We start from the raw sequence: 17,213 nt of genomic DNA on the forward strand, positions 1-17,213 counted from the left end.
TCAGCATCATTTGCGCTGTAACGCATTTACAGCGTGAAGGATGAGGAGCAAACTTGACAGATTGCAGGATTCGTCCTGTAATCAATAACAAAGGGCGGCTACGGCCGCCCTTGTTTAATGAGCTGTTCAGCTAATTGGTTTGAAAGGAACCGGAGGAATCATGACCAAGTCAGAATTGATTGAAAGACTTGCCAGTCAGCAACCGCATATCCCTGCCAAGGCAGTGGAAGATGCCGTAAAAGAGATGCTGGAGCATATGGCCTCCACTCTTGCCCAGGGCGAGCGCATTGAAATCCGCGGTTTCGGTAGTTTTTCTCTGCACTATCGTGCTCCACGTACCGGGCGTAACCCGAAAACTGGCGATAAAGTCGAGCTGGAAGGTAAGTACGTTCCACACTTTAAGCCGGGTAAAGAACTGCGCGATCGCGCCAATATTTACGGTAACTGAGTTTAGCCAGTCGGTTAAACTGGGTTCGAAAGAAAGCACCTGCGGGTGCTTTTTTTGTCTCTGTCGCTTTCATTCTGAAGATACCCCGCATTTTCCGTTTCGTTTTCTGCAAACCGATAAAAACAGCACAGCGCGCGCTGTAAAACGCATTCTTACCATCTGACAATTCCTTCTACCTGATTACATACTGCCCCTCTGAAACAGGGAGGTAGCAATGGGAATTCCCGCGCTTAGTATCTGCGCCATTCTGGCGATAGCCCCGTTACTCTGGTTACCTGAACTGCCATCACGTCACACCGTGTGGATAATGATTGTTGGCGGGATCGTGCTGGCCGCACGGCGAAACGTACGACTGAAGTATGCGGGTATCACGCTGTTATGTTGCGTGTGGGGTATTCTGGCTGCGAAGGAGAGCGTCTGGCCGATGCAGCATTTAACCACGGGGGCCGTGCAGGCTGAGGTAGCGATCACCGCCACAGATGGCGCAACGCAGCATCAGGGAAACATTCTTAGCATTGATGGCAAGCGCTGGTGGGCCTCTACCGGCATAACGCTGTATGGCAATTATCTGCCACAGAAAGCGTGTGCCGGTCAGCGCTGGACCATGACGCTCAGGCTCAGGCCTGCCCACGGCGAGCTGAACGACGGCGGTTATGATTCTCAGCGCAGCGCTTTTGCCCGCCATCAAACGCTGAGCGGACGCTTCACCCGTGCGGAACTCGTCGATGGACGCTGCAGCCTGCGAGCGCAATATCTTATCTCACTGCAAAACCGCCTTTCTGCTTACCGATGGGGGGCGGTTATCCTCGGACTGGGAATGGGTGAACGTCTGGATGTGCCCCGGGAAATACAAGACCTGATGCGCGAAACCGGGACGCTGCATCTGATGGCGATTTCGGGACTGCATATCGCGCTGGCGGCATCCCTCGCCTGGTTACTCGCACGTGGGCTCCAGTTTTTATTACCCAGCCACCGGATCCACTGGCAAATGCCTCTTCTGGCCGGGTTATGCTTTGCCGCTTTCTACGCCTGGCTTACCGGTCTGCAACCGCCTGCGCTACGAACGGTCATCGCGCTTGCTGTGCTTGCAATGTTGCGGAACGCTGCCCGTCGGTGGTCTCCCTGGCAGGTGTGGGTCTGCTGTATCGCGGCGATCCTGATAAGCGATCCCTTAGCCGTACTTTCGCAGAGTCTGGCCCTGTCCGCATTTGCCGTCGCCGCGCTGATTTTCTGGTTTCAGTGGCTTCCTCTTCCTGGCTGGCGCAGGGCACGACGTCTACGGCCGCTGCTGAACCTGATCTATCTGCAGTTGGGCATGTTGATGCTGCTGATGCCGTTACAGGTTCTGATTTTCCACGGCTTCAGCATTTCTTCTCTGGTCGCGAATCTCTTTGCCGTTCCCCTGGTGACGTTTGTCTCCGTGCCGCTGATCCTGCTCGGCATGCTGCTTCATCTCCTACCGCTGGCGGCACTGGAAAGCGTCGTATGGTTCGCAGCCGATAAGTCACTTGCGGGGCTGTTCTGGCTCCTCATGCGCCTGCCTGACGGCTGGCAAAATGTCGACCAACGCTGGGAGTACATGACATTACTGCCCTGGCTTATCATCATCGGCTGGCGCTTTCGTGCCTGGAAAACCCTTCCAGCCGTTTGTCTGGCAGGAAGTGTCTTACTGACATTTCCTCTCTGGCGAACGGAAAAAAGCGAGAGCTGGACGCTGCATATGCTGGATGTGGGGCAGGGGCTGGCGATGGTCATTGAACGGCAGGGAAAAGCCATTCTCTATGATACCGGACTCGCCTGGCCGGGCGGGGATAGCGCGCAGCGGTTGATCATCCCGTGGCTTCGCTGGCATCACCTGCGGCCTGAAGGCGTTATTCTCAGTCATGAGCACCTCGACCATGCGGGAGGACTCGCATCGTTGCAAAAAGCGTGGCCTGACGCGTGGGTAAGAAGCCCATTGCGCCAGGCGAGACATCGCCCCTGTTTTCGCGGGCAGAGATGGAAATGGCAGGGACTCTCCTTCACCGTCCACTGGCCCCCCGAAAATTACCCGGCTCAGGGAAATAACCATTCCTGCGTGGTCAAGGTGGACGACGGTGAGCAGAGTGTTCTGCTTACGGGGGACATTGAAGCGCAAGCGGAACAGGCTATGCTTAGCCATTACTGGCGTTATCTGACGTCCACGCTTATACAGGTGCCCCATCATGGCAGCAATACTTCGTCGTCATTGCCGCTGGTACAGCGGGTGGAAGGTCAGATCGCCCTGGATTCAGCGGCCCGCTATAACGCATGGCGATTCCCGTCGGCAAAAGTTGTCCGACGCTATCGAAAAGAGGGGTACATCTGGCACGATACCCCTCATTCTGGACAAATATCGGTGACATTCTCGCAACATCACTGGCAAATCCGGCGCTTGCGAGAGCAATTTTTACCCGTTTGGTATCATCAGTGGTTTGGCGAGCCCGTCGATAACGGGTAGAATATGCGGCTATTTCAACGAATGCTGGTTTTTTGAATGCATAACGACAAAGATCTCTCCACGTGGCAAACCTTCCGCCGACTCTGGCCGATGATTGCGCCCTTTAAAACAGGCCTGATCGTGGCGGGAGTAGCGTTAATCCTCAACGCAGCCAGCGATACTTTTATGCTATCGCTTCTCAAACCGTTACTGGACGACGGTTTTGGTAAAACGGATCGCTCAGTGTTGCTATGGATGCCTCTGGTGGTTATCGGACTGATGATCTTACGCGGCATCACCAGCTATATCTCCAGCTACTGTATTTCCTGGGTATCAGGGAAAGTGGTGATGACCATGCGCCGTCGCCTGTTCAGCCACATGATGGGCATGCCGGTCTCGTTCTTTGACAAGCAGTCTACCGGGACGCTGCTGTCCCGTATTACCTACGACTCAGAGCAGGTTGCCTCCTCGTCCTCAAGCGCGCTGATCACCGTTGTGCGTGAGGGTGCGTCAATCATCGGCCTGTTCGCGATGATGTTCTATTACAGCTGGCAGCTGTCGATCATCCTTATCGTTCTGGCGCCGATAGTTTCTATTGCTATCCGCGTCGTCTCAAAGCGCTTCCGCAATATCAGTAAGAATATGCAGAACACGATGGGGCAGGTAACGACCAGCGCGGAACAGATGCTGAAAGGGCATAAAGAAGTTCTGATTTTTGGCGGTCAGGACGTCGAAACCAAACGCTTTGATAAAGTCAGCAATAAAATGCGTCTGCAGGGGATGAAAATGGTCTCGGCCTCTTCCATCTCTGACCCGATTATTCAGCTGATAGCGTCACTGGCGCTGGCATTCGTCCTCTATGCGGCAAGCTTCCCAAGCGTGATGGAGACGCTGACGGCGGGTACCATCACCGTGGTCTTCTCCTCTATGATTGCACTGATGCGTCCGCTGAAATCCCTGACGAACGTGAACGCCCAGTTCCAGCGCGGGATGGCCGCCTGTCAGACGCTGTTCAGCATTCTGGATTCCGAACAGGAAAAAGATGAAGGTACTCGCGAGATTGAGCGCGCCCGTGGCGATGTTGAATTCCGCAATGTCACTTTCGCCTATCCTGGACGTGAAACGCCGGCGCTGCGTAATATCAACCTGTCCATTCCGGCGGGTAAAACCGTGGCGCTGGTGGGCCGTTCCGGCTCGGGTAAATCGACGATTGCCAGCCTGATCACCCGTTTCTACGATATTAACGAAGGTGAGATCCTCCTGGACGGTCATGACCTGCGGGAATATACCCTGCAGTCGCTGCGTAACCAGGTGGCGCTGGTTTCCCAGAACGTGCACCTGTTCAACGATACTGTGGCAAACAACATTGCGTATGCGCGCACGGATGAATACAGCCGTGAGCAGATTGAGAATGCCGCGCGTATGGCCTACGCAATGGACTTTATCAACAAGATGGATAACGGTCTGGATACGATAATCGGTGAGAACGGGGTGCTGCTCTCCGGCGGTCAGCGTCAGCGTATCGCCATTGCGCGTGCGCTGCTGCGCGATAGCCCAATTCTGATTCTGGACGAAGCGACCTCCGCGCTGGATACGGAATCTGAACGCGCTATTCAGTCTGCGCTGGATGAGCTGCAAAAGAACCGTACCTCGCTGGTGATTGCTCACCGTCTGTCGACTATCGAGCAGGCTGACGAAATCGTCGTGGTTGAGGACGGTATCATTGTTGAACGCGGAAGCCATGCTGATTTGCTGGAACACCGCGGCGTTTACGCCCAGCTTCATAAGATGCAGTTTGGCCAACAATGATTGCACGCATCTGGTCCGGTGAATCCCCGCTGTGGCTGCTGCTTTTGCCGCTCTCCTGGCTTTACGGCCTGGTGAGCGGCACAATTCGTCTGCTTTACCGTCTCGGGCTGAAGCGTGCCTGGCGCGCGCCGGTTCCGGTGGTGGTGGTCGGTAATCTTACGGCGGGCGGCAACGGTAAAACGCCGGTGGTGATCTGGCTGGTGGAGCAATTGCAAAAACGCGGTATCCGCCCGGGGGTGGTATCGCGCGGATATGGTGGTAAAGCGGCGCGTTATCCGCTGCTGCTGACGGCGGAAACCACGACCGCCGAAGCGGGTGATGAGCCGGTATTGATTTTCCAGCGTACCGGCGCGCCGGTTGCGGTCTCCCCGGTGCGCAGCGACGCCGTTCAGGCACTGCTTGCCGAACACGCGGTACAAATTATTATCACTGACGATGGCCTGCAGCATTACGCCCTGGCGCGTGATAAAGAGATTGTGGTCATCGACGGGGTTCGCCGCTTCGGTAACGGCTGGTGGCTGCCGGCCGGGCCCATGCGCGAACGCGCTTCGCGCCTTAAGTCCGTTGATGCGGTGATTGTGAACGGTGGTGAGGCAAAAGCGGGTGAAATCCCGATGTACCTGCAGCCAGGCCTGGCGATCAACCTGGTGACGGGTGAGCGCCGGTCAGTTGCTGAGCTGCCTTCACCGGTGGCGATGGCGGGGATTGGCCATCCGCCGCGCTTCTTCGCGACGCTGGAACACTGTGGTGCCCGGCTGGAAAAACGCGTTCCGCTGGCCGACCACCAGGCGCTGGTGGAAGGGCAGGTCGACGCCCTGACCGTACCCGGGCAGTCGCTGATTATGACCGAAAAAGATGCGGTGAAATGCCGTGCCTTCGCGAAAGAAAACTGGTGGTATCTGCCGGTTGACGCTGAACTCAGCGGCGAGCAGCCGGAACGTTTGCTCAAGGAACTGATTGCGTTGGTGAAATAAACGCTTACGCGGTTCTGGTGGCGCTTTGACTGACAGGATAACGCATGTCTTTACCGCAACTCTCGCTTTCAGCCGCACGTCATTTACACCTTGCCGCGCAGGGGCTGCTTAAAAAGCCCCGCCGCCGCGCGCAGCCTGCCGATATTCTCTCGACCGTCCAGCGCATGTCGCTGCTTCAAATTGACACCATTAACATTGTGGCCCGTAGCCCTTACCTGGTGCTGTTTAGCCGTCTGGGAAATTATCCTTCGCAGTGGCTGGATGAGGCGCTCAGCAAGGGGGAGTTAATGGAGTACTGGGCGCACGAAGCCTGCTTCCTGCCCCGCAGCGATTTTGCCCTGGTTCGCCACCGTATGCTTGCCCCTCAAAAGATGGGCTGGAAATACCGTCAGGCGTGGATGCTGGAACATGCTGCCGAAATTGAGCAGCTTATCGCGCATATTCAGGAAAACGGTCCCGTACGCTCCGCCGATTTTGAACACCCGCGCAAAGGCACCAGCGGCTGGTGGGAGTGGAAGCCGCATAAACGTCATCTCGAAGGGCTGTTTACCTCTGGCAAAGTCATGGTGATTGAGCGGCGTAATTTTCAGCGCGTCTACGACCTGACGCATCGCGTGATGCCGCACTGGGACGACGAGCGTGACCTGCTTACCCAGGAGGCGGCCGAGGCTATCATGCTCGAAAACAGCGCCCGCAGCCTGGGAATTTTCCGCCCGCAATGGCTGGCTGATTATTATCGCCTTCGCCAGCCCGCGCTGAAACCGCTGCTGGATATCTGGCAACGCGAACAGCGCATCATCCCCGTCACGGTGGAAACGCTGGGCGAAATGTGGCTGCATGGGGATCTCCTCCCGCTACTGCCTCTGGCCCAGGAGGGGAAACTTCAGGCAACCCACAGTGCGGTGTTGTCGCCTTTCGACCCGGTCGTCTGGGACAGAAAACGCGCCGAGCAGCTGTTCGATTTTAGCTACCGGCTGGAATGTTATACCCCAGCGCCAAAGCGCCAGTATGGTTACTTTGTTCTCCCGCTGCTGCATAAGGGGCAACTGGTCGGGCGTATGGACGCCAAAATGCACCGCAAGACCGGCACGCTTGAAATCATTGCGCTTTATCTGGAAGAGGGCGTCAGGGTGACGGCGAGCCTGGAAAAAGGGTTAACGTCCGCCATTAGCGAATTCGCGCGCTGGCAGGGTGCCCGCGACGTGACGCTGGGCCGGGTACCCGACGGACTGTTTACATCCTGTCGAAGTGGCTGGGAAACAGGCACTCCCTGAAAAGGGAATGTGTTAAGCTTTAGCGATTACCCATACGGAGGAACTATGGATCACCGTTTACTTGAAATTATTGCCTGCCCGGTATGCAACGGCAAACTCTACTACAGCCAGGACAAACAGGAGCTGATTTGCAAGCTGGACAGCCTGGCTTTCCCGCTGCGTGACGGCATTCCGGTGCTGCTGGAAAATGAAGCTCGTTCCCTGGTGGCAGAAGAGAGCAAACCATGAGTTTTGTTGTCATTATTCCTGCGCGTTATGCCTCAACGCGTCTTCCGGGTAAACCGCTGGTGGATATCAACGGCAAGCCGATGATTGTGCATGTCCTTGAGCGTGCGCGTGAATCCGGTGCCGATCGCGTGATTGTTGCTACCGATCATCCTGACGTCGCCCGTGCGGTTGAGGCGGCTGGCGGTGAGGTGTGCATGACCCGCGCCGATCACCAGTCCGGCACCGAGCGTCTGGCGGAAGTGGTTGAGAAATGTGGCTTCAGTGATGATACGGTCATCGTTAACGTTCAGGGTGACGAGCCGATGATCCCGGCGGTGATTATCCGTCAGGTGGCAGAAAACCTGGCTCAGCGTCAGGTCGGTATGGCGACGCTCGCGGTACCCATTCACCACGCTGAAGAGGCATTCAATCCCAATGCGGTGAAGGTGGTCATGGATGCCGAAGGCTATGCGCTCTATTTCTCACGCGCCACGATCCCGTGGGATCGCGATCGCTTTGCGCTCTCTAAAGAGACGATCGGTGATACTTTCCTGCGTCATATCGGGATCTACGGCTATCGCGCCGGTTTTATTCGTCGATATGTTACCTGGGCGCCGAGTCCGCTGGAGCATATCGAAATGCTGGAGCAGCTTCGCGTGCTCTGGTACGGCGAAAAAATTCACGTTGCCGTTGCCAGCGAAGTGCCTGGAACGGGCGTTGATACGCCGGAAGATCTTGAGCGCGTTCGCGCCGAGTTGCGCTAATCCCGCCTGCATCCCTCCTGTCGGAGGGATGTTCTCTCCCTCGATAATTCCTCTTTCTTTTTCCTAATTGTTCTCTTCCGGGTGACATCTCCCTTCAGGACGCTCATTATAAAAGCAGTAGTCTTAATGGGGGTAATCTCATATGGAACAGCTGCGTGCCGAACTTAGCCATCTGCTGGGTGAGAAATTAAGCCGGGTCGAATGCGTGAGTGAAAAGGCCGATACCGCGCTTTGGTCGTTGTATGACAGTCAGGGCAACCCAATGCCGCTGATGGCCAGAAGTTTCACCTCGCCGGGCGTTGCCAGGCAGCTGGCATGGAAAATGTCGATGCTGGCGCGGGAGGGAACCGTCCGTATGCCGACGGTGTACGGCGTGATGACCCACGAGGAACACCCCGGCCCGGATGTGTTGCTGATTGAGCGTTTACGCGGCGTGCCCGTTGAAGCGCCCGCGCGCACGCCTGAACGCTGGGAGCAGTTAAAAGACCAGATTGTCGAGGCGCTGCTGGCCTGGCACCGTCAGGATAGCCGCGGGCTTGTCGGTCCGGTCGACAGCACTCAGGAAAACCTGTGGCCGCTGTGGTATCGCCAGCGGGTGGAAGTGCTGTGGGGAACGCTTAACCAGTTCAACAATACCGGTTTAACCATGCAGGACAAACGTATTCTGTTTCGCACCCGCGAGTGCTTACCGGCGTTGTTCGACGGTTTTAATGACAACTGCGTGCTGATTCACGGTAATTTCACCCTGCGCAGCATGCTCAAGGACTCCCGCAGCGATCAGCTTCTGGCGATGCTTGGGCCGGGGATCATGCTCTGGGCTCCGCGCGAATACGAGCTGTTCAGGCTCAGCGACAGCGGGGCGGCGGAAGGTTTACTGTGGCACTACCTTCAACGCGCGCCCGTTGCAGAAGCGTTTCTCTGGCGGCGCTGGCTTTACCTGCTCTGGGACGAAGTCGCGCAGTTGGTCAACACCGGACGTTTTAATCGCGCAAATTTCGATCTGGCAACAAAATCACTCTTGCCCTGGCTCGCCTGACGATCCTTTCAGCCACTGCCAGAGGCGTCCGAGCGTCTCATAACCGACGCGATCGCTATGCATCAGCCAGGCCGGGGATGGGATCGCCCGTTCCCACGGGTTGAGCGGCGCGTCGATAGCCATCTGGTTTGCCGGTGCGGGAAGCGGGTGCAGGCCTTGCTTCTGGAAGAAAATCATCGCGCGGGGCAGGTGTGAGGCGGAGGTCACCAGTAAGAACGGGACATCGCCAATTGCCTGCTTCACTGCGGCAGCCTCTTCTTCGGTATCTTTTGGACTGTCCAGAGTGATAATCGAGGAACTCGGCACGCCGAGGGATTCTGCGACCCTGGCGCCCGCTTCAGCCGTACTCACCGGGTTTGTTTTGGCCGCCGCGCCAGTGAAGATCATTTTTGAACCCGGGTTCGCCAGCCAGAGGCGAATGCCTTCGTTTAGCCGTGGCAGGCTGTTGTTGATCAGGTTTGAACTGGGCGCCCAGTCAGGATCCCAGGTATATCCGCCGCCCAGTACCACGATGTACGCCACTTTCTGATTTCCCTGCCATGTTGGGTACGTGTTTTCGATGGGGCGTAACAGACCATCTGCGACCGGCTGCAGGCTCAACAGCAGCAGGACAAACCAGCCGAGCGTGATAAGCGTTTTGCCACTCTTCTGAAAGCGACTGAACCACACCAGCGCCAGCCCCAGCGCGATGATGATGAGCAGCAGCGGAAGGGGAAGCATCATCCCTCCAATGTATTTCTTAAGGGTAAAAAGCATCCTTTTTGGTTCCTTTTTTGACCATATAGCAGGTGATTACCCGTGATATTACACCAGAGAGGTTCATTCTCCGCGCGGGTGTGACAAAATAGCGGTTTTGCAGTTAGCGAGTGGAACTCTCCCAATGCGGGATCGCAATTTTGATGACATCGCGGAAAAGTTTTCGCGCAACATTTATGGCACCACGAAAGGTCAGCTCCGTCAGACGATCCTCTGGCAGGATCTGGACACCATTCTGGCCACCTTTGGTGGGCAAACGTTGCGCGTGCTGGACGCCGGTGGCGGTGAAGGGCAGACGGCGATAAAAATGGCCGAGCGCGGTCATCACGTCACGCTTTGCGATCTTTCTGCTGAAATGGTCGCCCGCGCGACGCGTGCTGCAGAAGAGAAAGGTGTGAGCGACAACATGCATTTTATACAATGCGCCGCTCAGGACATCGCACAGCATTTGGAAACACAGGTTGATCTGATATTGTTTCATGCGGTGCTGGAGTGGGTTGCCGATCCGCAAAGCGTGTTACAAACCCTGTGGTCTATGTTGCGCCCGGGCGGCACGCTGTCGCTGATGTTCTACAATGCTAACGGCTTCCTGATGCACAACATGGTTGCAGGAAACTTCGACTATGTGCAGGTCGGGATGCCCAAAAAGAAAAAGCGCACGCTTTCCCCGGACTATCCGCGCGATCCACAGCAGGTTTATGGCTGGCTGGAAGCGATTGGCTGGCAGATCGTCGGGAAGACGGGCGTCAGGGTGTTTCATGATTATCTGCGTGAAAAACACAAACAGCGTGACTGTTTTGACACCTTAACAGAATTAGAAACGCGGTATTGCCGTCAGGAGCCTTTTATCAGCCTTGGCCGCTATATTCACGTCACCGCGCACAAGCCGCAGATGCAAGGATAACCTATGAGTGAATTTTCCCAGACAGTCCCCGAACTGGTTGCCTGGGCCAGGAAAAACGATTTCTCCATCTCGCTGCCGGTAGACAGACTCTCTTTCCTGCTGGCGGTTGCTACGCTGAACGGCGAACGGCTGGACGGTGAAATGAGCGAGGGTGAACTGGTGGATGCGTTCCGCCATGTCAGTGATGCGTTTGAGCAAACCAGCGAAACCATTAGCGTGCGTGCCAACAACGCAATCAACGATATGGTGCGTCAACGTCTGCTGAACCGCTTTACCAGCGAGCAGGCGGAAGGAAACGCCATCTATCGCCTGACGCCGCTGGGCATCGGCATCACCGATTACTATATTCGCCAGCGTGAATTTTCTACGCTGCGTCTTTCCATGCAGCTCTCGATCGTGGCGGGTGAGCTTAAGCGCGCCGCCGACGCGGCGGATGAAAACGGTGACGAATTCCACTGGCACCGTAACGTCTACGCGCCGTTGAAATATTCGGTGGCCGAGATTTTCGACAGTATCGATCTCACCCAGCGCCTGATGGACGAACAGCAGCAGCAGGTGAAAGACGATATCGCCCAGCTGCTGAATAAAGACTGGCGAGCGGCCATCTCCAGCTGTGAACTTCTGCTGTCAGAAACCTCCGGCACGCTGCGTGAGCTCCAGGATACGCTGGAAGCCGCAGGAGACAAGCTGCAGGCTAACCTGCTGCGTATCCAGGATGCGACGCTGGCACACGACGATCTGCATTTTGTCGACCGCCTGGTGTTCGATCTGCAGAGCAAACTCGATCGCATTATCAGCTGGGGCCAGCAGTCGATCGACCTGTGGATCGGCTATGACCGACATGTGCATAAATTTATCCGTACCGCGATTGATATGGATAAAAACCGCGTCTTTGCTCAGCGTCTGCGTCAGTCGGTGCAGACCTATTTCGATGCGCCGTGGGCGCTGACCTACGCCAATGCCGATCGTCTGCTGGATATGCGCGACGAAGAGATGGCGCTGCGCGATGAAGAGGTGACCGGTGAACTGCCGCCGGATCTGGAATACGAAGAATTTAACGAAATTCGCGAGCAGCTTGCGGCGATGATTGAAGAACAGCTCGCTGTCTACAAAACCAGACAAGTGCCGCTGGATCTTGGGCTCGTGGTGCGCGACTATCTGGCGCAATATCCACGCGCGCGCCACTTCGACATTGCCCGCATTGTGGTAGACCAGGCGGTGCGCCTGGGCGTTGCGCAAGCAGATTTCACCGGACTGCCGCCGAAGTGGCAGCCAATCAACGATTACGGAGCCAAGGTACAGGCGCATGTCATTGACAAATATTGAACAAGTGATGCCAGTTAAGCTGGCACAGGCGCTGGCGAATCCGTTATTTCCGGCGCTGGACAGCCAGCTGCGTGCCGGTCGTCACATTGGATTAGACGAGCTGGATAATCACGCCTTTTTGATGGACTTCCAGGAGTACCTGGAAGAGTTTTACGCACGCTATAACGTGGAACTTATCCGCGCGCCGGAAGGGTTTTTCTACCTGCGTCCGCGCTCCACGACGCTGATCCCGCGTTCCGTGCTTTCCGAGCTGGATATGATGGTCGGCAAAATTCTCTGCTACCTCTACCTCAGCCCGGAACGTCTGGCGAATGAAGGGATCTTCACCCAGCAGGAACTTTACGACGAGCTGTTGACGCTGGCTGATGAGAGCAAGCTGCTCAAGCTGGTGAACAACCGCTCCACGGGGTCGGACCTTGACCGTCAGAAATTACAGGAAAAGGTTCGCTCTTCCCTGAACCGTCTGCGTCGTCTGGGGATGGTCTGGTTTATGGGCCATGACAGCAGCAAATTCCGCATTACGGAATCTGTCTTCCGCTTCGGCGCCGACGTGCGTGCGGGCGATGACGCGCGTGAAGCGCAGCTTCGCATGATCCGCGACGGTGAAGCGATGCCGGTGGAAAACCATTTGCAGCTCAATGACGAGCATGAAGAGAATCTGCCGGATAGCGGGGAGGAAGAGTAATGATTGAACGCGGTAAATTTCGCTCACTGACGCTGATTAACTGGAACGGCTTCTTTGCCCGAACGTTCGATCTGGATGAGCTGGTCACGACGCTCTCCGGCGGTAACGGTGCGGGTAAATCCACCACCATGGCAGCCTTTGTTACGGCGCTGATCCCTGACCTGACGCTGCTTCACTTCCGTAACACCACCGAAGCGGGAGCCACAAGCGGCTCCCGTGATAAAGGTCTGCACGGTAAGCTGAAGGCTGGCGTCTGTTATTCGGTTCTGGACGTCATTAACTCCCGTCATCAGCGCGTTGTGGTGGGCGTGCGCCTGCAGCAGGTCGCCGGTCGCGACCGTAAAGTGGATATCAAACCGTTTGCAATCCAGGGGCTGCCAACCTCCGTGCAGCCGACGGCGCTGCTGACGGAAACCCTGAACGAACGCCAGGCGCGCGTGCTGACGCTGCAGGAGCTGAAGGACAAGCTTGAAGCCATCGAAGGCGTGCAGTTCAAGCAGTTCAACTCGATTACCGACTACCACTCGCTGATGTTCGATCTGGGCGTGGTGGCGCGTCGTCTGCGCACGGCATCAGACCGTAGCAAATACTACCGCCTGATCGAAGCGTCTCTGTACGGCGGTATCTCCAGCGCGATTACCCGCTCCCTGCGCGACTACCTGCTGCCGGAAAACAGCGGCGTGCGTAAGGCCTTCCAGGATATGGAAGCGGCGCTGCGCGAAAACCGCATGACGCTGGAAGCGATTCGCGTTACCCAGTCTGACCGCGACCTGTTTAAACACCTGATCAGCGAAGCCACCAACTACGTGGCGGCAGACTACATGCGCCACGCCAACGAGCGCCGGGTGCATCTCGATCAGGCATTAGAATACCGCCGCGAGCTGTTTACCTCCCGTAAACAGCTTGTGGCCGAGCAGTACAAGCACGTTGAAATGGCGCGCGAGCTGGGCGAGCACAACGGTGCTGAAGGCGACCTGGAAGCCGACTATCAGGCCGCCAGCGATCATCTGAACCTGGTGCAGACCGCGCTGCGTCAGCAGGAAAAAATCGAGCGCTATGAAGCGGACCTCGATGAGCTGCAGATTCGTCTCGAAGAGCAAAATGAAGTGGTGGCTGAAGCCGCCGACATGCAGGAAGAGAACGAAGCCCGCGCCGAAGCGGCCGAGCTGGAAGTGGATGAGCTGAAAAGCCAGCTTGCCGATTACCAGCAGGCGCTGGACGTGCAGCAAACGCGAGCGATTCAGTACACCCAGGCACTGCAGGCATTACAGCGTGCGAAAGAGCTGTGCCATCTGCCTGACCTTACGCCGGACAGCGCCGACGAATGGCTGGATACCTTCCAGGCCAAAGAGCAGGAAGCCACCGAGAAACTGCTCTCCCTCGAACAGAAAATGAGCGTCGCGCAAACGGCGCACAGCCAGTTTGAGCAGGCTTATCAGCTGGTAGTCGCGATTAACGGCCCGCTGGCGCGTAACGAAGCCTGGGACGTTGCCCGTGAACTGCTGCGCGACGGTGTGAACCAGCGCCATCTGGCCGAGCAGGTTCAGCCGCTGCGTATGCGTCTGAACGAGCTGGAGCAGCGCCTGCGCGAGCAGCAGGAAGCCGAGCGTCTGCTGGCGGAATTCTGTAAGCGTCAGGGAAAAAATTACGATTTCGACGAGCTTGAGGCCCTGCATCAGGAGCTGGAAGCGCGTATTGCGGCCCTGTCCGATACCGTATCAAACGCCAGCGAACAGCGTATGACCCTGCGTCAGGAGCTGGAGCAGATTCAGTCCCGTTCGAAGACGCTCCTGGAGCGTGCGCCGGTCTGGCTGGCGGCTCAAAGCAGCCTGAACCAGCTCAGCGAGCAGTGCGGCGAGCAGTTCGAATCCAGTCAGGAAGTGACCGAATACCTGCAGCAGCTGCTGGAGCGCGAACGTGAAGCCATCGTTGAGCGTGATGAAGTGGGCGCCCGCAAGCGCGACGTCGATGAGGAAATTGAGCGCTTAAGCCAGCCGGGCGGGTCAGAAGATCCGCGCCTGAATGCATTAGCCGAGCGTTTTGGCGGCGTGCTGCTGTCCGAGATTTATGACGACGTTGGCCTCGATGATGCCCCGTACTTCTCCGCGCTGTACGGTCCATCCCGCAACGCGATTGTGGTCCCGGATCTGTCGCTGATTTCTGAGCAGCTTGCCGGCCTGGAAGATTGCCCGGAAGATCTCTACCTGATCGAAGGGGATCCGCAGTCGTTCGATGACAGCGTATTCAGCGTCGACGAGCTGGAAAAAGCGGTGGTGGTGAAAATTGCCGACCGTCAGTGGCGTTATTCCCGCTTCCCGGAGCTGCCGCTGTTTGGCCGCGCCGCGCGCGAAAGCCGCATCGAGAGCCTGCACGCCGAGCGTGAAACGCTGTCTGAACGTTTTGCGACCCTGTCGTTTGACGTGCAGAAAACCCAGCGTTTGCACCAGTCGTTCAGCCGCTTTATCGGCAGCCATCTCGCCGTAGCGTTTGACGCGGATCCGGAAGCCGAAATCCGCAAGCTCAATACCCGCCGTGGCGAGCTGGAACGTGCGATTGCCAGCCATGAAAGCGATAACCAGCAGAGTCGCGTTCAGTTTGAACAGGCGAAAGAGGGCGTCGCTGCCCTTAACCGCATTCTGCCGCGCCTGAATCTGCTGGCGGATGACACGCTGGCTGACCGTGTGGATGAGATCCAGGAGCGTCTGGATGAAGCGCAGGAAGCCGCGCGTTTCGTTCAGCAGCACGGCAATCAGCTGGCGAAGCTGGAGCCCGTCGTGTCTGTCCTGCAGAGCGACCCGGAACAGTTCGAGCAGTTAAAAGAAGATTATGCCTGGTCGCAGCAGGTGCAGCGCGAAGCGCGTCAGCAGGCGTTTGCCCTGACGGAAGTGGTGCAGCGTCGGGCCCACTTTGGCTACTCCGATTCGGCTGAAATGCTGAGCGGTAACAGCGATCTGAACGAAAAACTGCGTCAGCGGCTTGAGCAGGCGGAGGCGGAACGTACTCGCGCCCGCGAAGCAATGCGCAGCCATTCCGCTCAGCTGAACCAGTACAACCAGGTGCTGGCCTCGCTGAAAAGCTCCTTCGACACCAAGAAAGAGCTGTTAAACGATCTGCAGAAAGAGCTTCAGGACATCGGCGTGCGTGCCGACAGCGGGGCAGAAGAGCGCGCGCGTATTCGTCGTGACGAGCTGCATTCGCAGCTCAGCAATAACCGCGCGCGTCGTAATCAGCTGGAAAAAGCGCTGACCTTCTGCGAAGCCGAAATGGATAACCTGACCCGTCGCCTGCGCAAGCTGGAACGCGACTATCACGAAATGCGCGAGCAGGTCGTGACCGCCAAGGCGGGCTGGTGCGCGGTGATGCGCATGGTGAAAGACAATAACGTTGAGCGTCGTCTGCACCGCCGCGAGCTGGCGTATCTCTCTGCCGATGAGCTGCGCTCCATGTCGGATAAGGCGCTGGGTGCGCTGCGTCTGGCGGTGGCGGATAACGAACACCTGCGCGACGTGCTGCGCATGTCGGAGGATCCGAAACGTCCGGAACGTAAAATCCAGTTCTTCGTGGCAGTTTACCAGCACCTGCGCGAGCGTATTCGTCAGGACATCATCCGTACCGACGATCCGGTCGAAGCCATCGAACAGATGGAAATCGAGCTGGGCCGTCTGACGGAAGAACTGACCTCCCGCGAGCAGAAGCTGGCGATCAGCTCCCGCAGCGTGGCGAACATTATTCGTAAAACCATTCAGCGCGAGCAGAACCGTATCCGCCAGCTGAACCAGGGTCTGCAGAGCGTGTCGTTTGGCCAGGTGAACAGCGTGCGCCTCAACGTCAACGTGCGTGAAGCCCACGCGACGCTGCTGGAAGTGCTCTCAGAGCAGCACGAGCAGCATCAGGATCTGTTCAACAGCAACCGTCTGACCTTCTCCGAAGCGCTGGCGAAGCTGTATCAGCGCCTGAACCCGCAGATTGATATGGGCCAGCGTACTCCACAAACCATCGGTGAAGAGCTGCTGGACTACCGTAACTACCTGGAAATGGAAGTTGAGGTAAACCGTGGCTCAGACGGCTGGCTGCGTGCGGAATCCGGGGCGCTCTCTACCGGTGAAGCGATCGGTACCGGGATGTCAATTCTGGTGATGGTCGTACAGAGCTGGGAAGATGAAGCGCGCCGCCTGCGCGGCAAAGATATCTCGCCATGCCGACTGCTGTTCCTGGATGAGGCGGCGCGTCTTGATGCCCGCTCGATTGCCACGCTGTTCGAGCTTTGCGAACGTCTCGATATGCAGCTCATTATCGCGGCGCCGGAGAACATCAGCCCCGAGAAGGGCACCACCTACAAACTGGTGCGTAAGGTGTTCCAGAACAGCGAACACGTTCACGTTGTGGGGCTGCGTGGCTTTGCGCCGCAGCCGCCGGAGTCGTTGACGGAAACCACGGCGGACGCTTCCTGAAGCGTCTTCTGACCCGAAGCGGCGCACTGGCGCCGCTTTTTTTTTAAACTTAACTTGTGCTTGGGGCTGCGTTATCTTTAAACTTCTTTACATAAGGTAAGGCAACAGCTTAGCCGTCTAC

Annotated in this window: 13 protein-coding genes; 12 read left to right on the plus strand and 1 reads right to left on the minus strand. The window is 57.1% G+C overall.

Going from position 1 to position 17,213, the window contains the following annotated elements:
• Window positions 1-160: 160 nt before the first annotated feature.
• From ihfB to EnteroDNA1_RS21280, 8 genes are all read left to right on the plus strand, one after another.
• Complete coding sequence (gene ihfB / locus EnteroDNA1_RS21245; protein ID WP_008499965.1) at window positions 161-448, plus strand: integration host factor subunit beta; 288 nt, start codon at window positions 161-163, stop codon at window positions 446-448.
• A gap of 214 nt (window positions 449-662) precedes the next feature.
• Window positions 663-2,927 carry a ComEC family protein gene (locus EnteroDNA1_RS21250; RefSeq protein ID WP_069303885.1) on the plus strand — a complete coding sequence of 755 codons (2,265 nt, stop codon included), beginning with the start codon at window positions 663-665 and terminating at the stop codon, window positions 2,925-2,927.
• 36 nt (window positions 2,928-2,963) lie between these two features.
• Window positions 2,964-4,715 (plus strand): lipid A ABC transporter ATP-binding protein/permease MsbA, encoded by a 1,752-nt coding sequence (msbA, locus tag EnteroDNA1_RS21255; protein ID WP_069303886.1) that lies wholly within the window; start codon window positions 2,964-2,966, stop codon window positions 4,713-4,715.
• Window positions 4,712-5,689, plus strand: a complete 978-nt coding sequence (gene lpxK / locus EnteroDNA1_RS21260) for a tetraacyldisaccharide 4'-kinase (RefSeq protein WP_069303887.1) — start codon at window positions 4,712-4,714, stop codon at window positions 5,687-5,689. Before msbA ends, lpxK begins: the two co-directional genes overlap by 4 nt.
• A 44-nt stretch (window positions 5,690-5,733) precedes the next feature.
• On the plus strand, window positions 5,734-6,963 hold the full coding sequence (locus tag EnteroDNA1_RS21265) for a winged helix-turn-helix domain-containing protein (RefSeq protein ID WP_069303888.1): 1,230 nt from the start codon (window positions 5,734-5,736) through the stop codon (window positions 6,961-6,963).
• A gap of 45 nt (window positions 6,964-7,008) precedes the next feature.
• On the plus strand, window positions 7,009-7,191 hold the full coding sequence (gene ycaR / locus EnteroDNA1_RS21270; RefSeq protein WP_006174474.1) for a protein YcaR: 183 nt from the start codon (window positions 7,009-7,011) through the stop codon (window positions 7,189-7,191).
• Window positions 7,188-7,934, plus strand: a complete 747-nt coding sequence (kdsB, locus tag EnteroDNA1_RS21275; RefSeq protein ID WP_023311001.1) for a 3-deoxy-manno-octulosonate cytidylyltransferase — start codon at window positions 7,188-7,190, stop codon at window positions 7,932-7,934. The genes ycaR and kdsB overlap by 4 nt, the downstream gene beginning before the upstream one ends.
• 142 nt (window positions 7,935-8,076) lie before the next feature.
• Window positions 8,077-8,970 carry a YcbJ family phosphotransferase gene (locus tag EnteroDNA1_RS21280; RefSeq protein ID WP_023311002.1) on the plus strand — a complete coding sequence of 298 codons (894 nt, stop codon included), beginning with the start codon at window positions 8,077-8,079 and terminating at the stop codon, window positions 8,968-8,970.
• Here the strand turns inward: EnteroDNA1_RS21280 and elyC are convergent.
• Window positions 8,947-9,726 (minus strand): envelope biogenesis factor ElyC, encoded by a 780-nt coding sequence (gene elyC / locus EnteroDNA1_RS21285; protein ID WP_069303889.1) that lies wholly within the window; start codon window positions 9,724-9,726, stop codon window positions 8,947-8,949. The two genes, EnteroDNA1_RS21280 and elyC, sit on opposite strands and share 24 nt — an antisense overlap.
• Window positions 9,727-9,850: 124 nt before the next feature.
• On the opposite strand from elyC, the gene cmoM reads away from it, so the two are divergent.
• Genes cmoM through mukB form a run of 4 tightly spaced genes read left to right on the plus strand, consistent with a single transcriptional unit; the run spans window position 9,851 to window position 17,092 of the window.
• Window positions 9,851-10,630, plus strand: coding sequence for a tRNA uridine 5-oxyacetic acid(34) methyltransferase CmoM (cmoM, locus tag EnteroDNA1_RS21290; protein ID WP_023311004.1), 780 nt, complete (start codon window positions 9,851-9,853; stop codon window positions 10,628-10,630).
• Between the two features lie 3 nt (window positions 10,631-10,633).
• Entirely contained in the window at window positions 10,634-11,956 is a 1,323-nt protein-coding gene (gene mukF, locus EnteroDNA1_RS21295; RefSeq protein WP_033145101.1) for a chromosome partition protein MukF, read from the plus strand.
• The gene (gene mukE, locus EnteroDNA1_RS21300; RefSeq protein WP_008499954.1) at window positions 11,937-12,641 is read left to right on the plus strand and encodes a chromosome partition protein MukE; all 705 of its coding nucleotides are present in this window, start codon (window positions 11,937-11,939) and stop codon (window positions 12,639-12,641) included. The genes mukF and mukE overlap by 20 nt, the downstream gene beginning before the upstream one ends.
• Window positions 12,641-17,092, plus strand: a complete 4,452-nt coding sequence (mukB, locus tag EnteroDNA1_RS21305; protein WP_069303890.1) for a chromosome partition protein MukB — start codon at window positions 12,641-12,643, stop codon at window positions 17,090-17,092. The genes mukE and mukB overlap by 1 nt, the downstream gene beginning before the upstream one ends.
• Window positions 17,093-17,213: the final 121 nt, after the last annotated feature.

The organism is Enterobacter sp. HK169, from assembly GCF_001719105.1.
Taxonomy (GTDB): domain Bacteria; phylum Pseudomonadota; class Gammaproteobacteria; order Enterobacterales; family Enterobacteriaceae; genus Enterobacter; species Enterobacter asburiae_B.

Coding starts and splice junctions, on each gene's coding strand:
- lpxK (WP_069303887.1), top strand. CDS start 4,712: ATGATTGCACGCATCTGGTCCGGTGAATCCCCGCTGTGGCTGCTGCTT.
- elyC (WP_069303889.1), bottom strand. CDS start 9,726: ATGCTTTTTACCCTTAAGAAATACATTGGAGGGATGATGCTTCCCCTT.
- msbA (WP_069303886.1), top strand. CDS start 2,964: ATGCATAACGACAAAGATCTCTCCACGTGGCAAACCTTCCGCCGACTC.
- mukF (WP_033145101.1), top strand. CDS start 10,634: ATGAGTGAATTTTCCCAGACAGTCCCCGAACTGGTTGCCTGGGCCAGG.
- mukB (WP_069303890.1), top strand. CDS start 12,641: ATGATTGAACGCGGTAAATTTCGCTCACTGACGCTGATTAACTGGAAC.
- mukE (WP_008499954.1), top strand. CDS start 11,937: ATGTCATTGACAAATATTGAACAAGTGATGCCAGTTAAGCTGGCACAG.
- ihfB (WP_008499965.1), top strand. CDS start 161: ATGACCAAGTCAGAATTGATTGAAAGACTTGCCAGTCAGCAACCGCAT.
- ycaR (WP_006174474.1), top strand. CDS start 7,009: ATGGATCACCGTTTACTTGAAATTATTGCCTGCCCGGTATGCAACGGC.
- EnteroDNA1_RS21250 (WP_069303885.1), top strand. CDS start 663: ATGGGAATTCCCGCGCTTAGTATCTGCGCCATTCTGGCGATAGCCCCG.
- kdsB (WP_023311001.1), top strand. CDS start 7,188: ATGAGTTTTGTTGTCATTATTCCTGCGCGTTATGCCTCAACGCGTCTT.
- cmoM (WP_023311004.1), top strand. CDS start 9,851: ATGCGGGATCGCAATTTTGATGACATCGCGGAAAAGTTTTCGCGCAAC.
- EnteroDNA1_RS21265 (WP_069303888.1), top strand. CDS start 5,734: ATGTCTTTACCGCAACTCTCGCTTTCAGCCGCACGTCATTTACACCTT.
- EnteroDNA1_RS21280 (WP_023311002.1), top strand. CDS start 8,077: ATGGAACAGCTGCGTGCCGAACTTAGCCATCTGCTGGGTGAGAAATTA.